This is a genomic window from Nocardia arthritidis NBRC 100137 (assembly GCF_001612765.1).
In the GTDB taxonomy this organism is placed as follows: Bacteria; Actinomycetota; Actinomycetes; order Mycobacteriales; family Mycobacteriaceae; genus Nocardia; species Nocardia arthritidis.
In genome coordinates this window covers 80,309-101,386 of sequence record NZ_BDBB01000013.1, presented here as the reverse complement: position 1 = coordinate 101,386, position 21,078 = coordinate 80,309, and the positions used below count along the sequence as shown (strand labels likewise).

Annotated in this window: 20 protein-coding genes; 11 read left to right on the top strand and 9 right to left on the bottom strand. The window is 67.2% G+C overall.

What is annotated here, in order from left to right; translation table 11 throughout:
* Nucleotides 1–48 precede the first annotated feature (48 nt).
* Together NA8_RS11320 and NA8_RS11315 are read right to left on the bottom strand one after the other, a co-directional pair.
* Complete coding sequence (locus tag NA8_RS11320; protein ID WP_157106653.1) at nt 49–1,272, bottom strand: serine hydrolase domain-containing protein; 1,224 nt, start codon at nt 1,270–1,272, stop codon at nt 49–51.
* 127 nt (nt 1,273–1,399) lie between these two features.
* Nucleotides 1,400–1,909: a DUF6764 family protein gene (locus tag NA8_RS11315; RefSeq protein WP_063050328.1), complete on the bottom strand. Its 510-nt coding sequence runs from the start codon at nt 1,907–1,909 to the stop codon at nt 1,400–1,402.
* 188 nt (nt 1,910–2,097) lie between these two features.
* On the opposite strand from NA8_RS11315, the gene lppU reads away from it, so the two are divergent.
* Both lppU and NA8_RS11305 read left to right on the top strand, forming a co-directional pair.
* Complete coding sequence (gene lppU / locus NA8_RS11310) at nt 2,098–2,724, top strand: LppU family putative lipoprotein (RefSeq protein WP_063050327.1); 627 nt, start codon at nt 2,098–2,100, stop codon at nt 2,722–2,724.
* A gap of 40 nt (nt 2,725–2,764) precedes the next feature.
* A complete protein-coding gene (locus NA8_RS11305) occupies nt 2,765–4,216 on the top strand; it encodes an MFS transporter (protein WP_063050326.1) in 1,452 nt (483 codons plus the stop codon).
* A 52-nt stretch (nt 4,217–4,268) separates the two neighbouring features.
* On the opposite strand, the gene NA8_RS11300 is transcribed toward NA8_RS11305, so the two are convergent.
* On the bottom strand, nt 4,269–4,943 hold the full coding sequence (locus NA8_RS11300; RefSeq protein WP_063050325.1) for a S1 family peptidase: 675 nt from the start codon (nt 4,941–4,943) through the stop codon (nt 4,269–4,271).
* Nucleotides 4,944–5,468: 525 nt separating this feature from the next.
* On the opposite strand from NA8_RS11300, the gene NA8_RS11295 reads away from it, so the two are divergent.
* The 9 genes from NA8_RS11295 to NA8_RS11255 all read left to right on the top strand — a co-directional run bounded on the left by NA8_RS11295 (nt 5,469) and on the right by NA8_RS11255 (nt 15,053).
* Complete coding sequence (locus NA8_RS11295) at nt 5,469–6,323, top strand: MlaE family ABC transporter permease (RefSeq protein ID WP_063050324.1); 855 nt, start codon at nt 5,469–5,471, stop codon at nt 6,321–6,323.
* A gap of 4 nt (nt 6,324–6,327) precedes the next feature.
* Nucleotides 6,328–7,191, top strand: a complete 864-nt coding sequence (locus NA8_RS11290; protein WP_063050323.1) for an ABC transporter permease — start codon at nt 6,328–6,330, stop codon at nt 7,189–7,191.
* A gap of 7 nt (nt 7,192–7,198) precedes the next feature.
* Complete coding sequence (locus NA8_RS11285; RefSeq protein WP_063050322.1) at nt 7,199–8,689, top strand: MCE family protein; 1,491 nt, start codon at nt 7,199–7,201, stop codon at nt 8,687–8,689.
* Nucleotides 8,686–9,729, top strand: coding sequence for an MCE family protein (locus NA8_RS11280; protein ID WP_063050321.1), 1,044 nt, complete (start codon nt 8,686–8,688; stop codon nt 9,727–9,729). Before NA8_RS11285 ends, NA8_RS11280 begins: the two co-directional genes overlap by 4 nt.
* Complete coding sequence (locus tag NA8_RS11275; RefSeq protein WP_063050320.1) at nt 9,729–10,727, top strand: MCE family protein; 999 nt, start codon at nt 9,729–9,731, stop codon at nt 10,725–10,727. The genes NA8_RS11280 and NA8_RS11275 overlap by 1 nt, the downstream gene beginning before the upstream one ends.
* Nucleotides 10,724–11,833, top strand: coding sequence for an MCE family protein (locus NA8_RS11270; RefSeq protein WP_063050319.1), 1,110 nt, complete (start codon nt 10,724–10,726; stop codon nt 11,831–11,833). The genes NA8_RS11275 and NA8_RS11270 overlap by 4 nt, the downstream gene beginning before the upstream one ends.
* An 8-nt stretch (nt 11,834–11,841) precedes the next feature.
* Entirely contained in the window at nt 11,842–12,930 is a 1,089-nt protein-coding gene (locus tag NA8_RS11265; RefSeq protein ID WP_063050318.1) for an MCE family protein, read from the top strand.
* Entirely contained in the window at nt 12,927–14,105 is a 1,179-nt protein-coding gene (locus NA8_RS11260) for an MlaD family protein (RefSeq protein WP_063050317.1), read from the top strand. The genes NA8_RS11265 and NA8_RS11260 overlap by 4 nt, the downstream gene beginning before the upstream one ends.
* A gap of 132 nt (nt 14,106–14,237) precedes the next feature.
* On the top strand, nt 14,238–15,053 hold the full coding sequence (locus tag NA8_RS11255; protein ID WP_063050316.1) for a hypothetical protein: 816 nt from the start codon (nt 14,238–14,240) through the stop codon (nt 15,051–15,053).
* Nucleotides 15,054–15,126: 73 nt separating this feature from the next.
* Here NA8_RS11255 and NA8_RS11250 read toward each other — a convergent pair whose 3' ends face one another.
* The 6 genes from NA8_RS11250 to NA8_RS11225 form a co-directional block, all read right to left on the bottom strand.
* The gene (locus tag NA8_RS11250) at nt 15,127–15,699 is read right to left on the bottom strand and encodes a ribonuclease H family protein (RefSeq protein ID WP_063050315.1); all 573 of its coding nucleotides are present in this window, start codon (nt 15,697–15,699) and stop codon (nt 15,127–15,129) included.
* A 10-nt stretch (nt 15,700–15,709) separates the two neighbouring features.
* Complete coding sequence (locus NA8_RS11245) at nt 15,710–16,180, bottom strand: SRPBCC family protein (protein ID WP_063050314.1); 471 nt, start codon at nt 16,178–16,180, stop codon at nt 15,710–15,712.
* Nucleotides 16,181–16,318: 138 nt separating this feature from the next.
* The gene (gene lhgD, locus NA8_RS11240) at nt 16,319–17,503 is read right to left on the bottom strand and encodes an L-2-hydroxyglutarate dehydrogenase (protein ID WP_063050313.1); all 1,185 of its coding nucleotides are present in this window, start codon (nt 17,501–17,503) and stop codon (nt 16,319–16,321) included.
* Between the two features lie 22 nt (nt 17,504–17,525).
* The gene (locus NA8_RS11235) at nt 17,526–18,188 is read right to left on the bottom strand and encodes a hypothetical protein (protein ID WP_157106644.1); all 663 of its coding nucleotides are present in this window, start codon (nt 18,186–18,188) and stop codon (nt 17,526–17,528) included.
* A 382-nt stretch (nt 18,189–18,570) separates the two neighbouring features.
* Complete coding sequence (locus NA8_RS11230) at nt 18,571–19,362, bottom strand: TIGR03084 family metal-binding protein (RefSeq protein WP_063050415.1); 792 nt, start codon at nt 19,360–19,362, stop codon at nt 18,571–18,573.
* A 113-nt stretch (nt 19,363–19,475) separates the two neighbouring features.
* A complete protein-coding gene (locus NA8_RS11225; protein ID WP_063050311.1) occupies nt 19,476–20,831 on the bottom strand; it encodes a DUF445 domain-containing protein in 1,356 nt (451 codons plus the stop codon).
* Nucleotides 20,832–21,078 lie beyond the last annotated feature (247 nt).

Sequence of the window (21,078 nt, the reverse complement as noted above, 5' to 3'; positions counted from 1 at the left end):
GCACATCCATACTGAGAACTACGAAGCCGCCACCGCAGCGGTTCGACGCTAGCCCGGGGCCTGCTTGTGCTTGCGCACCGTGGTCTGCGCCGTCGCCGCAAGCCGCGCAAGCCTGGCGTCGCCGAGTGCGGTCACCATGCTGCCGAGCCCGTTGGTCACGAACGCGATCGACATGCCGAGATCCGGGTCCGCGTACGCGCCGGAGCCGCCCACGCCGTAGTGGCCGAACGCGTGTCGCGGTTGCTGCTTGGACATCAATACCGGGCGGTGATAACCGAGCGTGAAGGTGATCGGCAGACCGAGCACGTAATCGCGGCTGTGGGCCGACTGCGCCCGGCCGATCGTCGCGATCGTCTCCGGCGCCAGGAACCGCACGACGCGCTCGGATCCGGTCGCGCCGACCTCGCGCACGCCTCGCCCGGAGAGGCCGGCGTAGACCACTCCGCCATTGGCCAGCGCACCGTACATCCGCGCCAGTGCGCGCGCCGAGAAGACGCCGTTCCAGCCCGGCATCACCGCGTCGTGCACCCGGGGGTCGCGGACCAACTCGTCGAAACTCTCCGGCATGCCCGCCTCGGCGAGCCCGCGCACCGGCCGCACCCAGGACAGCACCGAGGAGGCGGTGTTCCAGCGGATGCCCGGCGGGCCGAGGGGGCGGAAGATCTTGGCGATCCGGTGTCGTTCGGACTCCGGGACGCGGAACCAGTACTCGTCCAAGCCGAGCGGCTCGGCGATCTCGGTGCGCAACACGTCGGTGAACGGTGTGCCCGTCGTCCGCTGCACGAGTTCGGCGACCAGCCAGCCGAAGGTGATCGCGTGGTAGCCGGAGGTGCGGATGCGCCGGGGGTCCGGCGGGCTGTCGGCCAGCGCCCGGACCACGGCGTCGTAGTGCAGGATGCCCTCGCGGCCGGGCACCAGGCCGCGCACCCGGTGCAAGCCGGCGCGGTGACAGAGGACGTCGCGCACCGTGATGTCGTCTTTGCCGTGCGCGGCGAACTCCGGCCAATACGCGGCCACCGGGGTGTCGTAACCGATCAGACCCCGTTCGGCCAGGCGGTGGACGACGGTCGAGGCAACGCCCTTGCCGGTGGAGAAGGTCAGCGCGACGGTATCGCCGTTCCAGCGCCGCTCTTTGTCCGCCCAGCCGGCCCAGATGTCGACCACGGGTCTGCCGTCGAGGTAGACCGCCAGCGCGCCGCCGCCGCGCGCGGGTTGGGCGAACATGCCGAAGAATTGATCGGCCAGTCGGATGAAACGTGGGTCGACCAGCATCTCGCGCGGTGCCGCCAGCTTCTCGCGGGCCGAATCGGCGGGTTCGAAGTCGTCCGCCGCCATTGCCGAAACCATGGGGTCACCTCCTGACCGCCGTTATCCGGGCTGGTCAACCAGCGTAACCCGTTCAGTGGGTCTGCCAGAGCCCAAAAGGGGTGGCAAGGCAGGCGTGGCCGCTGTCGGCGTTCCACGCGAAGGCCGCGACGCCCAGGCAGACGACCGACTGTTCGGCGGTTTCCACCCCCGCTCGCGATCCTTCGAGTGCGATGGAGATCGCGAACGTCCGTGCCGCGGGGTCATCGTTGGTCGAGGTCAGCGCGACCGCGTCCGGGCCGAGGCCGACCGCGACCGGAACTCCGCCCGCGCCTTCGCTCGCACCGACGCCGCCCGCCGCGCCGATGCCGATGGCCGTGGCGCCGAGAGTCGCGTTGGCATACCCGACCCCATCGATCCCGCTGGCCCTGGCCGATCCGTAGCTGTCGGTCGCCGCACGGCAGGCCGTCTCCCCATCGATGACGGTGATGTCGGTCCCGTGGTCCGATCGGCAGTGCACGTCGGCCGCGCCCGCCGTCCCCGGAACGACGAGGGAGCCTCCGATCGCGGCGGTCGAACACACGATTGCGCTGATCAGCTTCACCGGGGGACTCCTCTCGGACCAGAAATCCCACCATACCCAGACTCGTTGGCCGTGGTTCGTTTCCGCCTTCGGCTCGACGTGCGCTCGGTCCATGGTGTATTCATGGCGTGGTATTTCAAGCACAGCCAAGGCAACTTCGGATCACGGGGGCGTGAGTTCGCCGGCGTTACAGCTCGGGAGGACTGTACGTGTCTCGTCAACTGACCTGGGGGCGTCTCGCCTTCGCCGGATTCGCCATCGCGGCGGGATTGTCGTTGGTCGGCTGTAGTTCCACGATCAGCGGTACCGCCCAGCCTGCCGTGGACAACGGGACGATCGACGCGGTGTCGGTGACCAGCACGCCGAAACCGTCGTCGGGCAAGCCCACTCCGAGCACCAGCAAGCCGACGACGAGCAAGCCGAGCGGCAATACCGACTTCGACGCGAACGTCAACGACTGCGTGAAACTCGGCGGCACCACCACCAACGCCACCATCGAAAAGGCATCGTGCGGCAGCCGTGAGTCGAACTACAAGGTGATCGACAAGAAGGCGAAGAGCTCGCAGTGCAGCAGCGACGCCGACAACTACTACGCCGAGACCATCAACGGCATCGAGCAGGGTGCGTTGTGCCTGGACATCGACTGGGTGGTCGGCGGCTGCATGGACGTCGGCGGTGACGACCCCAAGCGCATCGACTGCACCGGCTCGTCGCCGTCGAAGGGCGTGAAGGTGGTCAAGATCCAGCAGGGCGCCGATGACGTCAGCGTCTGCGGCAGCGGCACCGGATACGTCTACGACAAGCGCCGGTTCGTCGTCTGCGTCCAGGAACTCTGACCGGGACTTCCCATCGCCTGCGGGCCGCTAGGTTGGGTTGGTGAGCACCACCGAGCTACCGCGGCTGCAATCCGGCACCGGTCGCTGGATCCTGCTGGCCACCATCCTCGGCTCGTCGGTCGCCTCGCTCGACGCGACGGTCGTGAACATCGCGTTGCCGCGGATCGGCGAATCGCTGGATACCGATGTCGCCGGGCTGCAGTGGACGTTGAACGGGTACACCCTGACCCTCGCATCGTTCATCCTGCTCGGCGGCTCGCTCGGCGACAAGCTCGGCCGACGCCGGGTCTTCGTGTGGGGAACCGTGGCGTTCGCGTTCACGTCGGTGTTGTGCGGCGTCGCGACGACCATCGAGATGCTGGTCGCGGCCCGGATCCTGCAGGGCGTCGCGGGCGCGATGCTCACGCCGGGCAGCCTGGCGCTGATCTCCTCGTCCATCGATCGGCGCGATCAAGGCGCGGCGATCGGCCTGTGGTCGGGCTTCGGCGGCGTGGCAGGCGCGCTCGGGCCGTTCCTCGGCGGCTGGCTCATCGAGGTCGCGGGCTGGCGGTCCATCTTCTTCCTCAATGTTCCGCTGACCCTGGTCGTCGTCCTGGTCGCGCTGCGGCACGTGCCCGAGAGCCGCGATCCCGGCGCCGCCGACGAACTCGACGTGCCCGGCGCACTGGTGGTGGCGCTGGCACTCGGTGCGCTGACCCTGGGACTGATCGACACCATGCCTTCGCTCATCGTGGCCGGTGTCGTGCTGCTCGGGGCCTTCGTCCTGATCGAGCTGCGCAGCGGTCACCCGCTGGTGCCGCCCGCGCTGTTCGGCTCGCGGGTGTTCACCGCGGCGAATCTCGTGACGCTCGCGGTCTACGCCGCCCTCGGTGGCGTGTTCTTCCTGCTGGTGCTGGAACTGCAACTGGTGGCCGGATACTCGCCGCTGATGTCCGGGGTCGCGACCGTGCCGGTCACCGTCATCATGCTGGCGCTCTCGGCTCCTGCCGGACGCTGGGCGCAAGTGCACGGACCGCGCATTCCGATGACCGCCGGACCGCTGCTGGCGGCGGCGGGGCTGGTGCTGCTGCTGCGCATCGGACCCGAGACCAGGTACTTCATCGACGTGCTTCCGGGCGTCCTGGTCTTCGGGCTGGGGCTCGCGGTGCTGGTCGCGCCGCTCACCGGCGCGGTGCTCGGCGCGGTGCCCGCGAGCGAGGCGGGCATCGCCTCGGGGGTGAACAACGCCGTCGCGCGCACCGCGCAGCTGCTCGCGGTGGCGGCGCTGCCCGGGATCGCGGGCATCTCGGGGGCGCTGGGTGATCCGGCAGCCTTCGACGACGGCTTCGCCACCGCTATGTGGCTGTGTGCCGGACTGCTGGTGACCGGCGCGGTGCTCGCCGCCGTGCTGTTGCGTCCCGAGCGGCACGCACCCGCGTTGGACAGCGTCGACTGCATGCCGCAGTGCGCCGTCGCGGGTCCGGCGGTGGCCCCGGCTCCCGGCGAAAGATAAGCGGCCCGAACGGATCGCTCCGCTCGGGCCGCAAGCCGAAAGTGTGGTCCGCTCAGATCGGGACGTAACCCGTGCCGACGCCGCCGCGCGCGTTGATGTCGGCCACGATCGCGCTCATGTTGGTACCGACCTCAGGACCGAAGCACGCGAGGGCGAGGTAGGCGTTCACCATGCCCACCAGCGTCGTCCCGACGACCACCGGCGCACCGGAGTCGCCTTCCACCACGCACATCTGGCTCCAGGTCTCGACGTTCGTCCGGAAGACGTCACCCCAGGCGATACCACAGGTGTTGCCGGTGGTGCGCCCTTCCTTGCACACGATCTGCGGGAAGCTGGCCGGTGCGCCCAGGCCGGTGATGGTGACGTTGCCGATCCGGTTCACCGGGGTGATCTTGCCCGGATCGAACTGGATGACGGCGTAGTCCAGGTCGTGGTTGGAGTAGGCGAACCGGCCGATCACGCCCGCCTCCCGATCGGCTTCGGCGTAGACCTGCGCGCCCGGGTCGCCGCAGTGGCCCGCGGTCAAGCCGACCAGACGTCCCGCGTTGTCGTGGCCGACAGTCGTGACCGTGCACTCGAATTGGTTGTCGATGATGATGCCGGATCCACCGCCCAACACCGGCGGGCCCGTTTGGGCGTTCGCGGCCCCTGTGCCCGTGCCGAGCAGCGCCGCGCCAAGGGCGACGGCGAAGGCGGCGTTGGCCACCTTGGCGAGTTTGCTGAACATGTCCCTCCAGACGTCGGAAGCCCGCACGATATCAATCTGTCGCACCCATCGTGTCAGTAAACGGTCTCGGGCGCGTCACCACTACGGGGTTGTCCCCACTGCTCCGCGCTTCAACCCTATTTCATACAACTGAGATGAGATGTATCTTACGCGCCTAATAGCATTCGGCTATCACAATTGTGAAAAGGCCGTGCCCGTTAGTGTCCGGGTGATAGTAAGGAGCCGTTGTGTTGGTCTCCGGAAACAAATCTGATTTTCGATGAGAATTATCCAAAGAAATTAGCCGAATCGCCGTCGTGGATCCCGGATTCGTGCAGTTGGGCTGTAGCTTGTGCCAGAGGTCGGGGCGCCTTCTTTGGGTTCGTTCCCAATGTTCCACGGCTTAACCATTGCTTTCCGGCATCGGTGAGCCACATCTATGACTGCGATCACAAGTGGATGGTGTGTTCTGCACTACTCCGTAGTAAGGTGCGTCAAGCAAACGAGTCGCCGGGGCAGCCAACCGGCGTCGAGGAGGATTAGCCAGTGCAGTCGACCGAGAGTCCACCATCAGGGTCACGGTTCAGCGGTGCGGTCGATTGGACGAGGTCTTACTGGCAGGATCATCCGAAGCGTTCGCTGGAGACCTTCGGCAGGCAGATCACGATGGGCTTCGCCGCTGTCGCCGAACTGTTCGTCTCGATTTTCCGCAGGCGCTTCCCCTTCGCCGAATTCGTCCGGCAGTGCGCGTTCATGGCCAGCGTCTCCGCGGCGCCGACGCTGCTGGTCGCCATCCCGATCGGCGTCATCGTCTCCATCCAGGTCGGATCGGTCGCCGGCCAGGTCGGCGCCACCTCGTTCATCGGCGCGGCCAACGGCCTCGGCATCATCCAGCAGGGCGCCCCGTTGGTCACCTCGTTGATGATCGCGGGCGCCGTCGGCTCCGCGGTCTGCGCCGATCTCGGCTCGCGCACCATCCGCGAGGAGATCGACGCCATGAAGGTCATGGGCGTCGACCCCATGCGCAGGCTGGTCGCCCCGCGGCTCGGCGCGGCGATGCTGGTGAGCGTGCTGCTGTGCGGCTTCGTCGTCTTCGTGGGATTCCTGACCGGCTACATCTTCAATATATTCGCGCAGAACGGCACGCCGGGCTCCTATGTCGGCACCTTCTCGTCGTTCGCCGTTACCACCGATCTTCTTGTCGCGCTGGTGAAATCGCTGATTTTCGGTCTGCTGGCGGCAATCATCGCCTGCGATACCGGATTGAACACCCGCGGTGGTCCCGGCGGTGTCGCGAACTCGGTGAATTCCGCGGTGGTGGGCTCCACCATCATGCTGTTCGGGGTGAACCTCATCATCACCCAGGTTTACAACGCACTATTCCCGTCACAGGTGGTCTGAGCCGGTGTCATCAACCTATGTACCGCCGCTGTTGCGGCCTCTCCAGACGATCCGGAAATCGGCCCAGGCGCCGGTCGATTGGCTCGCCAGGCTCGGCCACCAGGTCTTCTTCCTGTTGCGCTCGATCGGCTCGATTCCGCTGGCGCTCAAGCACTACCCCAAGGAAGTGTGGCGCCTGCTCTCCGACGTCACCTGGGGCAACGGCAATCTCGTCGTCGGCGGCGGCACCATCGGCGTCGTCGTCATTCTGAGCGCCTTCGGCGGCATGACCGTCGGGATCCAGGGCTACAACTCGCTGAACCTGCTCGGCCTGAGCCCGATCACCGGCGCGATCTCGGCGTTCGCCACGACTCGCGAACTCGGCCCGCTGCTCGCCACGCTGGCCTTCGCCGCTCAGGCGGGCTGCCGGTTCACCGCGCAGCTCGGGGCCATGCGCATCTCCGAGGAGATCGACGCGCTGGAATCCATCGCCATCCGGCCGCTGCCCTACCTGATCAGCACCAGGATGTTCGCGGCGATGATCGCCATCATCCCGCTGTACTGCTTGGGCCTCACGATGGCCTACGTCTCCTGCTCGGTGACCGTGCAGCTGATCGGCGGTACCGCCGCAGGCACCTACCAGCACTACTTCTATCAGTTCCTCGTTCCGGCCGACGTCGTCTATTCGCTGATCAAGGCGATCCTGTTCGTCGCGATCACCACGTTCATCCAGTGCTACTACGGCTTCTTCGCCTCCGGTGGCCCGGAGGGCGTCGGCGTGGCCGCGGGCCGCGCGATCAAGATGTGCATCATCGCGGTCGTTTTCGCGAACTTGTTCATGACATTGGCGATCTGGGGCGTCAACCCCGGCATCCGGATCTCGGGGTAGACACCAGATGATCATCGATCCCAGTGGGCGCGGGCCCACGATGCGGCAGCTGTTCATCGCAGGCGTGTGCGGTCTGGTCGTGTTCGCGCTGGTACTCAGCTTCCTGATGCTGCGCTACAAGGGGTTCTTCCAGGAAAAGGTCAACGTCACCGCGAACCTGACCACCACGGGTGACGGTCTGCCCGAGCAGGCCGACGTCAAGTTCCGCGGCGTTCTCGTCGGCGCTGTGAAGACCGTCGACGTCGCGGCCAAGGGCGAACTGCAGAAGGTCCGGATCGAGATGAAGCCGGAGTTCGCCGACGACATCCCGGCCAACGTGACCGCTCGCGTGGTGCCGAGCAACCTGTTCGCCGTCACCTCCGTCGAACTCGTCTTCAACGGCCCCGCCGACCAGTACCTGCACGAGGGTTCGGTCATCGAGGAAGACCGCAGCAAGGGCACCATCGCGCTGCAAGACACGCTCACCACGGTGCGCAACATCCTCGACAAGATCGATCCGGTGCAGTTCGGCCGGGTGCTGGGCACCCTGTCGCAGGCGCTGGACGGCAGCGGCCGGGTGCCCGGCTCCACCGTCGAGCGGCTGGACCGCTGGCTGCTGGCCGTGGACGAGTCGATTCCCGATCTCGGTGCGCTGCTGGGTGACTTCTCCGCCTCGTTCAACGCGCTCAACCAGTCCGCGCCCGAGCTGGTCGACGTGCTCGGCACCTCGGTGCAGACCGCGCGCACCATCGCCGACCGCCGCAGCGAGCTGGTCGCGTTGATCACGGGCACCTCGGGCACGATCGACACGGTCAACGACCTGTTCGCCCGCAACCCGAACGTGGGCATCGAGGTGACCGCCGGCACGAACGACATGTTCGGCGCACTCGCCGCGGACCCGGACGCGATCACCAGGAGCCTGCTGAACCTCAGCGAGACCATGCGCCGGATGGACACCACGTTCAAGTGGGGCCCGCAGAAGCAGCAGGTCTGGGACGCGGGCATCACGCTCACGCCGTACCGGCCCTACACCGTGGCCGATTGCCCGCGCTACGGCGACATGGTCGGGCCGAGCTGCTACACCGCTCCCGCCGTCGCCGACGTCGGCGAGCTGCCCGAACAGCTGAAGCCGCGCGCGCTCGCCTCGGCCGCCGGGCTTCCGCCGGTCGTGCCGATGCCGGGCCTGCCGCTGATCCCCGGCGTCACCACACCGGACCCGAACCGCGCCACCGCGGCCGCCCCCACCGGCGGTGCACCCGCTCCGTTCGCGGGCACTCCGCTCGAAGGCCTGTTCCCGATGCTGCCGCCGGGTCTGCTCCCGCCTGCCGCGGCTCCGGCGCCCGTCGCGCCTGCCGCCGCGCCCGAAGGCACCCCCTCGGCGGCGCCGATCTCCTACCGGGGTGACTCGGCGATCCCCGCGCTGCTCGGCCGCAAGCCGACCACCGCCGAATATCTGCTGCTGAGCTCGATTCTGAAGGGCGGAACCATGCAGGTGTCCGACAACGGTGCCGGACGATGAGCATTCGCAAGCCGCTGATCGGCTTCACCATCTTCGCCATCGTGTCGATCCTGGTCACGGTGGTGGTGTGGAACACGCTGGCGCGCATCGTCAACGGCGACACCTACACCTACTCCGCGACGTTCTCCGACGTGCTCGGTCTGCACGAGGGCGACGACGTCCGCATGGCGGGCGTGCGGGTGGGCAAGGTCGAGAAGATCGAGCGAGGCCGCGACGCGAATCTGAAGAAGTCGGTCGCCAAGGTGACCTTCGTCGTGCAGCGCGACCAGACGCTCTACAACGACACCAAAGCGCTGGTCCGCTACCAGAACCTGATCGGCCAACGGTACGTGGCGCTGGCTCCCGGCAAGGCGTCGAGCCCGGCGCCGCTGAAAAACAACGGTTCCATCCCGATCGATCGGACCGAGCCGTCGTTCGACGTCTCGGGTCTGCTCAACGGATTCCAGCCGCTGTTCCAGGTGTTGCAGCCCGAGCAGGTCAACCGGTTGTCGGAGACCTTCATCCAGGCATTGCAGGGTGACGGCGTCTCGTTGAGTGCGTTCATCGTGCAGGCCGCCCAGCTGGCCACCGACTTCCAGCGCAGGGACGCGATCCTGTCCGATGTGATCACCAACCTGTCGGGCGTGATGTCGGGGTTGGCGAAACGAGGTGATGAATTGGAGACCCTGGTGACCCAGACCCGGGCCTTGATCGGCGGGCTGTACGAACAAGGACAGTCGTTGCTCGGCTCGACCGAGCAGATCGCGACCGCGACCACGTCGCTGGTCGGCATGATGGACCGGATCCAGCCGAGCCTGCGCACGGCGCAGAACTCCACCAGCGCCGCGCTGACGCTGCTGCTGGACAACGGCGCCAAGCTCGATCAAGCGGCGATCGACCTGCCGAACGTCCTGTCCGCGGCGGGCAGGCACACCTCGGAGGGCGGTTACGCCAACGCCTACCTGTGCGGGCTGGACGTGTCGCTCTACGGCGTCCTCTTCCCCCGCGGTCTGTTCTCGCAGATCGGTGGCACCTCGCACTCGGCGGTGTGCCGCCCATGATGACGAAGCTCAGGTCCAGGTTCGACAGCAACCGGTACTTCTGGTTGGGCATCATCGGCGGTGTCCTCATCGTGGTGCTGCTGGTGGTGTCCAGCGTCTACAAGCTTCTCGGCGTCGGCGAGCAGTCGATCAAGGCCGAGTTCGTGCAGGCCGCCGGCATCAGGGTCGGCGACAAGGTGAACATCGCGGGGGTGTCCTCCGGGCGGGTGGTCGACGCCGAACTCGAGGGCAGTCACGTGCTGCTCACGCTGAGCGTCAGCGACGACGTGAAACTCGGCCCGGACGCGCGCGCCTCGATAAAGATGGCCACGCTGCTCGGCGCCAGGTACGTCGACCTCGAGCCGGGCGACGGTTCGGGCCTCGAGGGCAAGCGGATCCCGGTGTCCAACACCTCGGTGCCGTACAACCTGGCCGACGTCGTGCAGATCGGCACCCCGAAGTTCGAAGCGCTCGACACCAAGAAGCTGTCCGACTCGCTGAACCTGATCAACGAGCAGATGAACGGCTCGCCCCAGCTCACCGCCCAGGCGCTGGACAGCGTCGGCGCGCTGGCCAAGGTGATCGACAGCCGTAAGGCCGAGGTGGACACCCTGCTGAAGGACTTGGACCGGGTCACCCGGATCCTCGGCGACAACCGCAACAGCATCCTGCTGGTGATCACCCAGGGTGAGGCCATCGCCAATCGGGTGATGGAGCGCCAGGCGCTGCTGCGCCAGTTGCTGGACAACGTCGCCGCGCTGACCAAGCAGCTGGAGGCGATCGGCGCGGAGAACAACGATCAGCTCGGCCCGACCATCCAGCAGCTGAACACCATGGCCGAGGGCCTGCAGAAGAACAAGGACAACCTGGATCGGATGCTGTCGATCATGCCGCCGACCCTGCGCTACCTGGCGAACTCCTGGGGCGGCAGCGGTCCGTACGGCGATGTCGGCCTGCCGTGGCTGTTCCCGGACAACTGGTTGTGCTTCGCCCAAGTCATCGAGGGGTGCCAGGGATGAGATTCCGCACGGGCTTTCCGCTGAGGAGCGCCGCTAAGGCGCTCATGATCAGCGCCGCCGCGCTCACGATCGGCAGCTGTTCGCTGCTGCCGAGTTCGGTGAACAACACGCTGGGCACCACACTGCAGTTCACCGCGGACTTCGACAACATCGCGGGCATCTACGAGGGCAACCCGATCACGGTGCTGGGGCTCGATGTCGGCAAGGTCGACAAGATCGTGCCCAAAGGCACCCTGATCGAGGTGCACATGTCCATCGACAAGGACGTGAAGGTCCCGAAGGACGCCATCGCCGCGATCATCTCGCCGTCCATCGTGACCGACCGGCACATCGAACTCACCCCGGTCTACACCGGCGGCGCGACCTTGTCCGACGGCGCGCACCTGCCCAAAGCCCGCACCAAGACGCCGGTCGAGCTGGACACGATGATCAAGACCATCGATCAGTTCGCCGCCGCGCTGAAGCCGGAGCCGGGCCAGGAGGGCATCGGCCCGCTGTCGGGCCGGGTGCTCTACCCGATGCTCAACGGCAACGGCGAGAAGATCCGTGACACCCTCAACGCGCTGTCCAGCGCGCTGAAGGTCGGTGTGGACAACAAGGACGCGATCTCCAGCATCATCATCAAGCTGAACGACCTCACGACCATGCTGGCCGAGAACGACCAGTCGGTGCGCGATTTCAGCAACCGGGTGACCCAGATGACCGGTCTGCTCGCCGACCAGGCGCCCGGCCTGCAGGCCACACTCGATCAGCTGCTCGCCTTCCTGCGCAACACCAGCACCACGCTGACGCAGTACGAGAGCCAGTTGTCCGGCACGATGACCGGCCTGACCAACGTGACCCAGCAGTTGCGCGACAACGCCTACGGCCTCACCGAAGTCGCCGACTTGGCGCCGATGGTCATGCAGAACGTCGACAACATCATCAACCGCGAGCACGGGTACGTCCGGCTGCACGCGGTGATCGGCACCGCGCTGTCGGGTGAGATCGTCAGCCTGTTCTGTGAGCGCATCCAGATGAAGGCCGACGGCTGCCGTACCGGAAACATGCAGGACTTCGGACCCGACTACGGGCTCACCGCCGCACTGCTCGGACTGACGAAATGACGTACCGAATGACGATCAAGGCACGCAGGGCGCTGGTCGCCGTCGCCGCGGTAGCCGGTGTGGCGGTCACCTCCGGCTGCGGGCTCACCGTGGAGAAGCTGCCGTTGCCGAAACCGGGCCAGGGCGGGGAGACTTACACGATCCACGCGGTCTTCGAGAACGCGCTGAATTTGCCCGACCAGGCGAAGGTGAAGATCGGTGGCTCGGACGTCGGCGTGGTCACCGACATCAAGACCAAGAACTTCCAGGCCGTCGTGGACTTGACCATCCGCAAGGACATCGAGTTGCCCAAGGGCAGCACGGCGGAACTGCGTCAGGCCACCCCACTGGGTGATGTGTTCGTCGCGGTGTCCAAGCCCAAGACCGAGCCCGGCGCGGAAATGCTGCACGACGGTGACACGCTCACCCTCGACAGCACCTCCGCGGGCGCGACCGTCGAGCAGTTGCTCATCTCGGTCTCCATGCTGTTCAACGGCGGCGGCATCGCCAGCCTGTCCAAGCTGGGTTCCGAGCTGGACTCCATCGTCGGCGGCCGCGGCGAGCAACTCGCCCACCTGATCACCGAGATGACCGGCGTGGTCGGCAGTTTGAACGACAACTCCGCTCGGGTGGACAGTGTGCTCGGTGAATTCAGCACCCTCGCCAACACCATCGAGGGCAGGCGGTCGGAGCTCGGCGAGGTGGCCGACACGCTGCCGCAGATGATCGGCGCCATCGCCGAGAACAACCGGGCCCTCGGCGATCTGCTCGCCAAGTTGTCCACCGCCAGCGCGGCCCTCGGCGATTACGCGAACACCTCGACCGAGAGCTTGAACGGGCTGCTGGAGAACACCCACCAGCTCATGGACGCGATAGCCAAGACCGGTGACGGCTTCGGCGTCCTGCTCGATCGGCTGCGGGTGCTGCGGCCGAAGGTCGACGCGACCTTCCGCGGCAGCAGCTTCGCGGTGTACGCGACCGCGACCAACCTGGACATCAGCGCGCTCACCGATCCGCAGCACGGCAAGCTCCAGGACCTCAACGACCTGCAGGACTTCGCGGGCAGCCTGATCCAGGTGCTGCAACTTGTGCAGGGCCGGGTGGGAGGACAGCGATGACCTCGGCGCGCAAACTGTTCGGAAGCAAGATCTTCCTGTCGAACGTCGGCCTGGTGCTCGTGCTGCTGGTCGGCGCGACGTACCTGCTGCTGAACGTCATGCGGGTGAACCCGCTGCGGTCCGACTACACCGTCACGGTGAATCTGGACCGTTCCGGCGGTCTACAACCCGGCAACGACGTGACGTTGCGCGGGTGGCGCATCGGCAAGGTGACGTCGATCGAGCTGACCGATCGCGGCCAGGCCATCGCCGCCACCGCGCAGATCGAGTCGAAGTACAAGATCCCGGTGGACACCCAGATCGCGGTGCAGGCCCTGTCGGGCGCGGGTGAGCAGTACATCGACTTCCGGCCGAATGCCGAGCAGGGGCCGTTTCTGGCCAACGGCGCGGTGATCAAGTTCGATCCGGACAAGATCCACACGCCCACGCCGGTGTGGTCGGTGCTGGACAACTCCAGCGCCCTGATCGCGCAGATCAACCCGGAGCACTTCCAGGTCATCCTGAACGAGCTGGACATCGCGCTCAGCGGCGGCCCGGATCAGCTGCGCGGCCTGGTCAACGGGATCAGCCTGGCGACGGCGGGCCTGGACTCGTTGCTGCCGCAGACCACCAACCTGATCACCAACCTGCGCACCATCGCGAGTACCACGTCCAACGCACAGCCCGACCTGGCCACGCTGACCCGCAACTCCGGCGTGCTGTTCGAGCAGTTCGACAACGCGAACGCGGAATTGCAGCGCGTGCTGGACCAGGCGCCGGGTCAGCTCACCAGCCTCGGCGCGGTGGTGGACCGGACGGCCGATCCGATCACCAGCCTGGCGACCAACTTCCAGGCCATCACGAAGGCGGCGCAGCTGCGGCTGCCGGCGCTGCGCGCGCTGTTCCCCTCGCTCGCGCTCGGTGGCGAGGCGCTCGGCGTCCCGGCGCACGACGGCGAATTCCACGCGATGATCGACATCTGGCCGCGGCCGTTCTGCACCTACAACACTCCGAAGATGCGCAACGAGGTCGTGCAGGACGGCACGATCCCGATGTGGAACTACTGCGAGAACCCGCCGCCGGGTCAGCAGATCCGCGGTGCCGCCAACGCGCCGCGGCCCGACGTGCCCAACAACGGCGCGCACATGCCGCCGGGTGTGGATCCGAACGAGCGGACCCTGCCTCCGGTGCGGTGAGTCCCACCCGGCCCGGCGGTCCTCCCCTCGGCCGGGCATACTCGCCGGTGGAACGCGTAAGGCTCGCTGCCGCGGGCCGCTGAAGCCAATCGGTGCGCACCGATGCGCGCCGGGAAAGTGCAGGTTTTATCGATGTCTACCGACGACGCCGAGACCGACAAGGACGCCGAGACCACGGCCGCCACCTCCGACAAGGGCACCGACGCGGTATCCGGGAAGTCGGAGGACACCGCAGGCGCGGCGAAGCCCGAGCTGTCCAAGGCGGAGAAGGCAGACAAGGCCGAGGCCGGCACGAAGCCGGGCGCGAAGAGCGACTCGCCCAAGGCGGCCCCCGCGCGGGCCGGCAAATCCACCTCGCTTCCGCTGGTGGCCGCGTTCGTGGCCGGCGTGCTCGCGGTCGCGGCGATCACCGCGGTGGTGGTGTTCTTCTTGCAGGGCAAGGATCGCGGCGACAAGCTCGACGCGATCCGCGACTCCACCAGCGCCGCGTGCACATTCGGCAAGGACGTCTCGGTCTACGACTACTCGAAGAACCTGGACGACTACTTCACCACCGTGAAGGCGGGCTCCACGGGCGAATTCCTCAAGGAGTTCGACGACGCGACCAAGGCGCTGAAAGACGCCATGGTGCAGGCACAGGTCAAGTCCTGGGCCGACGATGTGCAGTGCGGCTACCAGGCCGGTGACAAGACCTCGGCCAAGGTGCTGGTGACCCTCACGCAGTATCGGACCAACTTCACCCAGGCCAACCCCGAGCGGCAGTTCGTCGTGGTGATCGCCCAGCTGCAGAAGTCCGGCGACAAGTGGCTGGTCGAGAAGCTCGATTCGCCGATGCTGAAGGGTGCCGGCACCGGTCTGCCCGGCGCTCCCGCCCCGGGCGCTCCGCAGCAGGCGCCGTCCGGGCAGCCCGCACCGTCTGGTCAGCCCGCACCGCAGCCGGGCAACTAGCCGAGCGCCTCCGGCGGTGGGCCGAGCCACCACCGCCGGAGGTCATTCGGGCAGCCTGCGACGATCCGGCGGATCAGAACAGCGTCAAAGCCTGTGGCGCCGACGGCGCGGCCGCCTTCCCCGCGGCCTTGTCTTTCGGCGCTTCCGGCGCCGTCGACGCTTCCTCCACAGTCACCGCGAGCATTTCCACGGTGTTCGCCTCGGCGACAGCCGCGGTGACCGCGGCCTGCCGAGCCGCTTCTCCGGCCAGCGCGTCGGCTTGCTCGTTGAAGTAGTTGCCGACATGACCGCGGACCCAACGGAAGCGGACCGGGCCCGGCCTGCTCGAGATGGCCCGATCGATCTGCCGGACGAGTTCGACATTCTTCACCGCGCCACCGGTGGACGTGCGCCAGCCGTTGAGCCGCCAGCCCGACACCCATTCCGAGGCGCATTTGATCGCGTAGAGCGAATCGCTCTCGATGAGCAGGGGTTCGGACCCGGGATGGGCGACGATCGCCTCCAGCACCGCGCGCAACTCCGCGACCTGGTTGGTTCCGGACGCGGCCCCCCCGCTGGCGGAGGAGCCCTGATGATTGACCCAAGCCCAGCCGATGGCGCCGCCGGGATTGCGGAGGCAGGATCCGTCGGTGCTCACGATGATCATGGGTGGCACCCTACGCAATCCGACCGACAAGATCGGTACCGTGGAATTCCTCTATCTCCCTCCGTAACCGGGCCTCCGTACGCCGCAGCGCCGATTTGACCGCGGCGTCCACCATGCCGGTGCTCAGGCGCCCGACCACTCCGCGAGGTGGACTGTACTCTGCCTCGGAGGTCAGCACCGAGCGTCCGTAACCGAGCGGGTCGAAGCGTAGCCTCAGCGTTCCGGAGAACCGTCCGCGCAGCGTGTACCCGATCACCGCGTTGTGGCGGTGCTCGGTGATCTCGCAGGTGGAAGTCGGTTGCCAGATCGCGAGGCGGGTGGTGGTGGCGAAGACCGCGCCGAGTCCGCGGTCCTGGTCGCCGGTCGGTACGAAGTCCGCGATGCCGAACATCCAATCCGGTACGAACAGATGGTTGTCCGTATAGCTGAAAGCGACCTCGACGGGCGCTCCGACGTCACTCGCGTACTTGATGTGGCCCATAGGCCCTCCCTGTCCCACGACTGGCGTTAAAAGTACTACAGCTCTCCTCTTTATTCGAGGGCTCTGCGGGAATTCGTCCGTTATTTCGCCAGGTTGCGACCGAATGGTTGCTTGGGAGGGAAGTCGTTCGCAGCGTGCTCAAAGCTGGTCGACGAGGTGCTCCGCGATCGGCATGGCCGAGGTCGCCGCAGGTGAGGGGGCGTTGAGCAGATGAACCGAGCGTTCGGTGCGCTCGATCATGAAGTCGTGCACCAACGTTCCGTCCCGCAGCACCGCCTGGGCGCGAATGCCCGCCACCCGGGGCCGCAGATCGGCGAGCGTCAGCTCCGGACAGTAGCGGCGGCACTGCTCGAGGTATCCGCGCTTGAACAGCGAGTTGCGCAGTTCCCGTAGACCGGTGCGAACATTTGCCTTGGCGACGCGATGGAATCCGGCGAATCCGAGCACTTCCCGCGCGTCCCGCAAGTCGACACTGCCTTTGCGGTAGCCCTCCCTCGACAGTCCCAGCACGGCGTTCGGCCCCACGGTCAGCGCTCCGTCGATCGTCGGACTCAAATGCACGCCGAGGAACGGCAATCCGGGATCCGGGATCGGATAGATCAATGTGCTGACCAGCCCGTGGCGCTCCTGCGGCAGCTGGTAGTACTCGCCGCGGAAGGGAACGATGCGAAAGTCGGTGCGCAGCCCGGCCGCCCGCGCCATCCGGTCGGCTTGCAGGCCCGCGCAGACCACCGCGCGGCGAGCCGTCCACGAGCCGGCCGGTCCCGCGGCGGTCACGGCATCCGAAGTCTCGGTGAGCGTGGTGATCTCGGCGCCCAGCACGAATTCGCCACCCGCGCCGCGGACTTCCTCGGCGAGCGCTTCGGTCACCCGGGTGAAGTCGACGATGCCGGTGTCCGGGACGAAGAGGGCCCCCACTCCGGTGACGCGCGGTTCCCGCCGCGCGAGTTCCGCGGCGTCGATCAGCTCGACGGCCACGCCGTTGGTGATCGAGCGTTCGTGCAGCGCGAGCATGCGTCCGTATTCGGTGTCGTCCGTGGCGACCAGGAGTTTTCCGCAGACGCGGTACGGAATGTCGTGGGCCGCCGCGAAGTCCTTGGTCCAGCGAGCGCCCCGGCGGCACAGCGTGGCCTTCAGGCTGCCGGGCGGATAGTAGATGCCGGAGTGGATGACTCCGCTGTTGTGGCCGGTCTGATGGGCGGCCAGCCGCTGGGCTTTCTCCAGCAGCACCAGGCTCGCACCGGGATTGCGCGCCAGGATCCGGTGCGCGGTCGCGACGCCGACGATGCCGCCGCCGATGACACAGAAGTCGTAGGCGCTCATGCCGAGCAGGGTAAGCGGTGGCTCACACGGCGGTGGAATCCGCTCCGCCGTGCGCGGGCGCGCGTTCGGTGGCCCGCTGTTCCAGGCCGGCGCTGGGCGCGGGCGTGGCGTGCCGGTTCAAGCGCAGGTCGTGCTCGCCCAGTCGCGGATCGGAGAAGGCCATGCGCACTTCACCGCTGTGGGTATCGAGGTCGGTGCGCATCGTGGTCACGCCCGGCGTCTCCGACGTGGGGCCGGAGCGGAGGTAGCCCGGCAGCATGATCAAAGCGTTGGTGTCCACGGTGACAGAGACGGTGTCGTCCTCGACCTGTGCGACTTGCGCGCCGACGTAGGCGTCGCCGAACCGCACCTTGCCGCCGACCGGTGTGGGCGCGGTCGGCGCGGCAGGCGAATCGACATGCGACTCGGCGGTTTCCGGCTCGGTGTCACGTGGAACCGAAACCGCCGCGGGCAGGGCGAAACTGGTGCCGGTCAGTACCGGATAGGGGATGTACCGGCGGCCATGGTCGGGCTCGTCCGGGGCGGGCGGGGTGACCGGCGCGGCGATCCGAGTCTCCGGGCGCTGCATGTCGGCGATCTGGTGTACGACATACGCGCCCGCCACGACGGTCAGGCTCAAGCTGGCGGCACCGGCGAGCACAATGGCGGCATGCCGCGCGACCTGGGCAGGTCGATGTGCTGTCACGATGCGGTTCCTTTCGCTGCGACGCTGCTCCCCACAGCGACCAGCACCGTGGGAAGCTGTACGCCCGTTCAGATTACCTGGGGGGTCGGGCGGGGTGCCGCATCGAAGAGAGCAGGATCACAGCCGGCGCGAAGGGTGGCCGGTCCGCGCGGTTCGGCGTGGTCGCGATTGGAATGACCAGGCGTCACCGCGGCGTACATGGCGTCGATGTTTCCGTGAACGCACCGACGGGTAAATAGTCGGGTAGCTGGCGAGCGCCATTCTCGACTGCCACTCGAGACACCCGGCCAACGGCGTCCGGCCGTCGACATGAAAACGGCGCACCCAAGTGTGGCGCTCGCCCGCTCCCGAATCGCCATCGATCGGGTCGGGTGTGGGCGGGTCAGGCGAACTGGCCCGCTGTCCTTCCCGCACCCGTCGGGCCCGCGAAAGCTTGTGCGAGAGTGAGCCATTCGGCGGCGTCGGCGCCGTGCGCCACGAGCGCCAGATCGTCCGGATGGCGGCGCTGGGTTACCAGCAGGCAGAAATCGAGCGCCGGTCCGGTCACGCGCTGTTCGGCGTCCTCCGGGCCCCACGACCAGATCGTGCGATCGGGCGCGGTCAATTCGATCCGGAATTCCGCTGCGGGCGGCGTCTTTCCGTGCACGGTGTAAGCGAAGTTCCTGGTGCGCACGCCGATGTGAGCCACGGTGCGCAGCCGCGCCGTAGGCATGCGGTGTACGCCGAGGGCGTCGGCCACGTCCTGTCCGTGCGCCCAGGTCTCCATGATGCGGGCGCTGATCATCGACGCTGCGCTCATCGGCGGACCGAACCAGGGCAACTTGGCGCCCGCGGGCGCGGCGCGCAACGCGGCGATCAGCGAGGCGCGTCCGCGCCGCCATCGATCGAGCAGATCGGCGGGCGGTTCGGTCGCGGCCTTCTCGGCGGCCTCGTCGACGAATGTGAGCGCACGGGGCCCCGCTTCGGTCAGCAACTCCCCGAAGCGCGCGGCATCCGCGGTGGCGATCGTCGCGATCTCGTCGGTCCAGGCCAGGTGGCCGATCTGATGGGCGATGGTCCAACCGGGCGCGGGTGTGGCGCGCGCCCACTCCTGTGGCGCCAACGGGCCGACGAGTCGTTCGAGGTCCGCGCATTCGTCGGCGTAGTCGCCGAGCAGCGCCTCCAGGTCAGCCATCAGTTCCCCTGCCGGTTCCGGGCGCACCGCCTCGTGCGCCGCCGCCGTCCAGCATCGCAGCGAGGCCAAAAAAAGGCAAGCATGCTTGTTTTATATTGGCCGGCGCGGGACCGCTACCAGCCGAAGATGAGCAGGTGGGCGGCTCCCACCACGAGACCGAGGACCGCACCGTGCAGATACAACAGCCACGCGTCCTGTTCCACGGACGCGTAGAACATCTCCATGAACTCCCCCGGCGTGAGCCGCCGCAACTTGCGCGCCGCGAATTCATCGATGGTCTTGGCCTGCTCCCGATTGAACTCCTCGTCCTCGACCAGGGTCGGGGCCAAGCCGACCGCCGCGCCCGCCGCGCCCACCGTGAGGTTGTCGAACTGGCGGCGTCCCAGGGCGGCCCGCACCAGTGTGGTGGTCGGGCCGAGCTGACGGTTGATCTCGTCGGCGATCAAGCGCTCCAGCAGCTGCCTGGTCTTGTCCCCGTTCGGGCCCTCCAGCAATTCCTTGGACAAGTTGGGCAGCGTCAGCACCTGGTAGGCCAGGATGTGCGCCAGATCGGTGGCGGCCTGCGGCTGCCGTTTCGCCAGCAGCGCTTGCTTCCACAGGTACTTGTACCTCGGTTGCGGGTCGCCCGGCTCGAATACCATCTTCACCGCTATGACGTTCACGATCACACCGATCGCCGCCGAGGCGAGCAGGACGATCACCCAGCCCGGCACCCAGCCCAGCACCGGAATGTTCTGGTGCACATGCATGTACAGCGCCAGCAGCACGCCGAAGGGCGCGCCGAGCAAGCCGACGCGGACCATGAATCGCAGCTCGGGCGCCGCGATGGTGGTGGTGAGGTCCTTCAAGATGGTCGGGTTGTCCTCCAGGTAGCGGATCACGAACCCCTTGATGCCGATCAGCTGGTCGACGTTGTCGCCGAGCGAGGCGAACGCGCGCCGCGACAGGGCGGGCAGTTCGCGATCCACCCGCTGGTAGATCAGCTGCTTGGCGGCGCGCGGCACGGTGCGCCACAGGTCCGGGTTATCCCGGTACATCAGCTCGTCCACCAGCGGTCGCACCTGTTCGCGCGCCAGCACCGCGATGTAGTCGGCGATACCGTCGAGATCGAGTTCGTGGATGAAGTCCTTCGGACTGCCGATCCGCATCAGCGCCTTGTCCACGCAGATGCTGGCCATCTTCTCCGCGCGTGCCGGGATGAAGCCCTGGAAGCCGAGGCGGCGGCCGTCGCCGGAAAAGGTCGGCAGCACCTGGACCCGGCGCGGGAAGTACGGGTAGAGCACGTGCAGGCCGGGAATGCGGACGCCGCGAAACCGGATCGGCCAGAACAGCATCAGCACGCCGGTCCAGTTGGTCAGCCAGCCCGCCAGCGCGCTGAAGATCGGAAACGTGATCAGGTCGACCACGAACTTCGGCTGCCCGGTCAAGTTCTCCCAGTCGATGAACACGCCAGCGGCGAGCGACGACATCGATGGGACTCCCTAAGCCGATCCGGCGGTACCGCCGGTATGAGATACCAAGGTCCCCACGTTCTCATTGCCTTGGACGGGGTGTCAACGCGAAGCGGGACTTCGCCGTCAGCGAACGGACCGGTCGGGGCGGAACAAACCCGGGTACCCCCGGGTTGAGTAGGCATCGCTCAACTTTTGGAAGGGTCGAAGACGTGACTACACCACAGAACCTGCCGGTGCTGTTCCTGACCGATCCGATCGTGCT

What these genes read in the sequence shown, in the direction of transcription:
- NA8_RS11225 (WP_063050311.1), bottom strand. Translation starts at nt 20,831, where the DNA reads ATGTCGTCGCTCGCCGCTGGCGTGTTCATCGACTGGGAGAACTTGACC.
- NA8_RS11265 (WP_063050318.1), top strand. Translation starts at nt 11,842, where the DNA reads ATGACGATCAAGGCACGCAGGGCGCTGGTCGCCGTCGCCGCGGTAGCC.
- NA8_RS11320 (WP_157106653.1), bottom strand. Translation starts at nt 1,272, where the DNA reads ATGCTGGTCGACCCACGTTTCATCCGACTGGCCGATCAATTCTTCGGC.
- NA8_RS11255 (WP_063050316.1), top strand. Translation starts at nt 14,238, where the DNA reads ATGTCTACCGACGACGCCGAGACCGACAAGGACGCCGAGACCACGGCC.
- NA8_RS11300 (WP_063050325.1), bottom strand. Translation starts at nt 4,943, where the DNA reads ATGTTCAGCAAACTCGCCAAGGTGGCCAACGCCGCCTTCGCCGTCGCC.
- NA8_RS11280 (WP_063050321.1), top strand. Translation starts at nt 8,686, where the DNA reads ATGAGCATTCGCAAGCCGCTGATCGGCTTCACCATCTTCGCCATCGTG.
- NA8_RS11250 (WP_063050315.1), bottom strand. Translation starts at nt 15,699, where the DNA reads ATGATCATCGTGAGCACCGACGGATCCTGCCTCCGCAATCCCGGCGGC.
- NA8_RS11260 (WP_063050317.1), top strand. Translation starts at nt 12,927, where the DNA reads ATGACCTCGGCGCGCAAACTGTTCGGAAGCAAGATCTTCCTGTCGAAC.
- NA8_RS11245 (WP_063050314.1), bottom strand. Translation starts at nt 16,180, where the DNA reads ATGGGCCACATCAAGTACGCGAGTGACGTCGGAGCGCCCGTCGAGGTC.
- NA8_RS11275 (WP_063050320.1), top strand. Translation starts at nt 9,729, where the DNA reads ATGACGAAGCTCAGGTCCAGGTTCGACAGCAACCGGTACTTCTGGTTG.
- NA8_RS11285 (WP_063050322.1), top strand. Translation starts at nt 7,199, where the DNA reads ATGATCATCGATCCCAGTGGGCGCGGGCCCACGATGCGGCAGCTGTTC.
- lhgD (WP_063050313.1), bottom strand. Translation starts at nt 17,503, where the DNA reads ATGAGCGCCTACGACTTCTGTGTCATCGGCGGCGGCATCGTCGGCGTC.
- NA8_RS11270 (WP_063050319.1), top strand. Translation starts at nt 10,724, where the DNA reads ATGAGATTCCGCACGGGCTTTCCGCTGAGGAGCGCCGCTAAGGCGCTC.
- NA8_RS11230 (WP_063050415.1), bottom strand. Translation starts at nt 19,362, where the DNA reads ATGGCTGACCTGGAGGCGCTGCTCGGCGACTACGCCGACGAATGCGCG.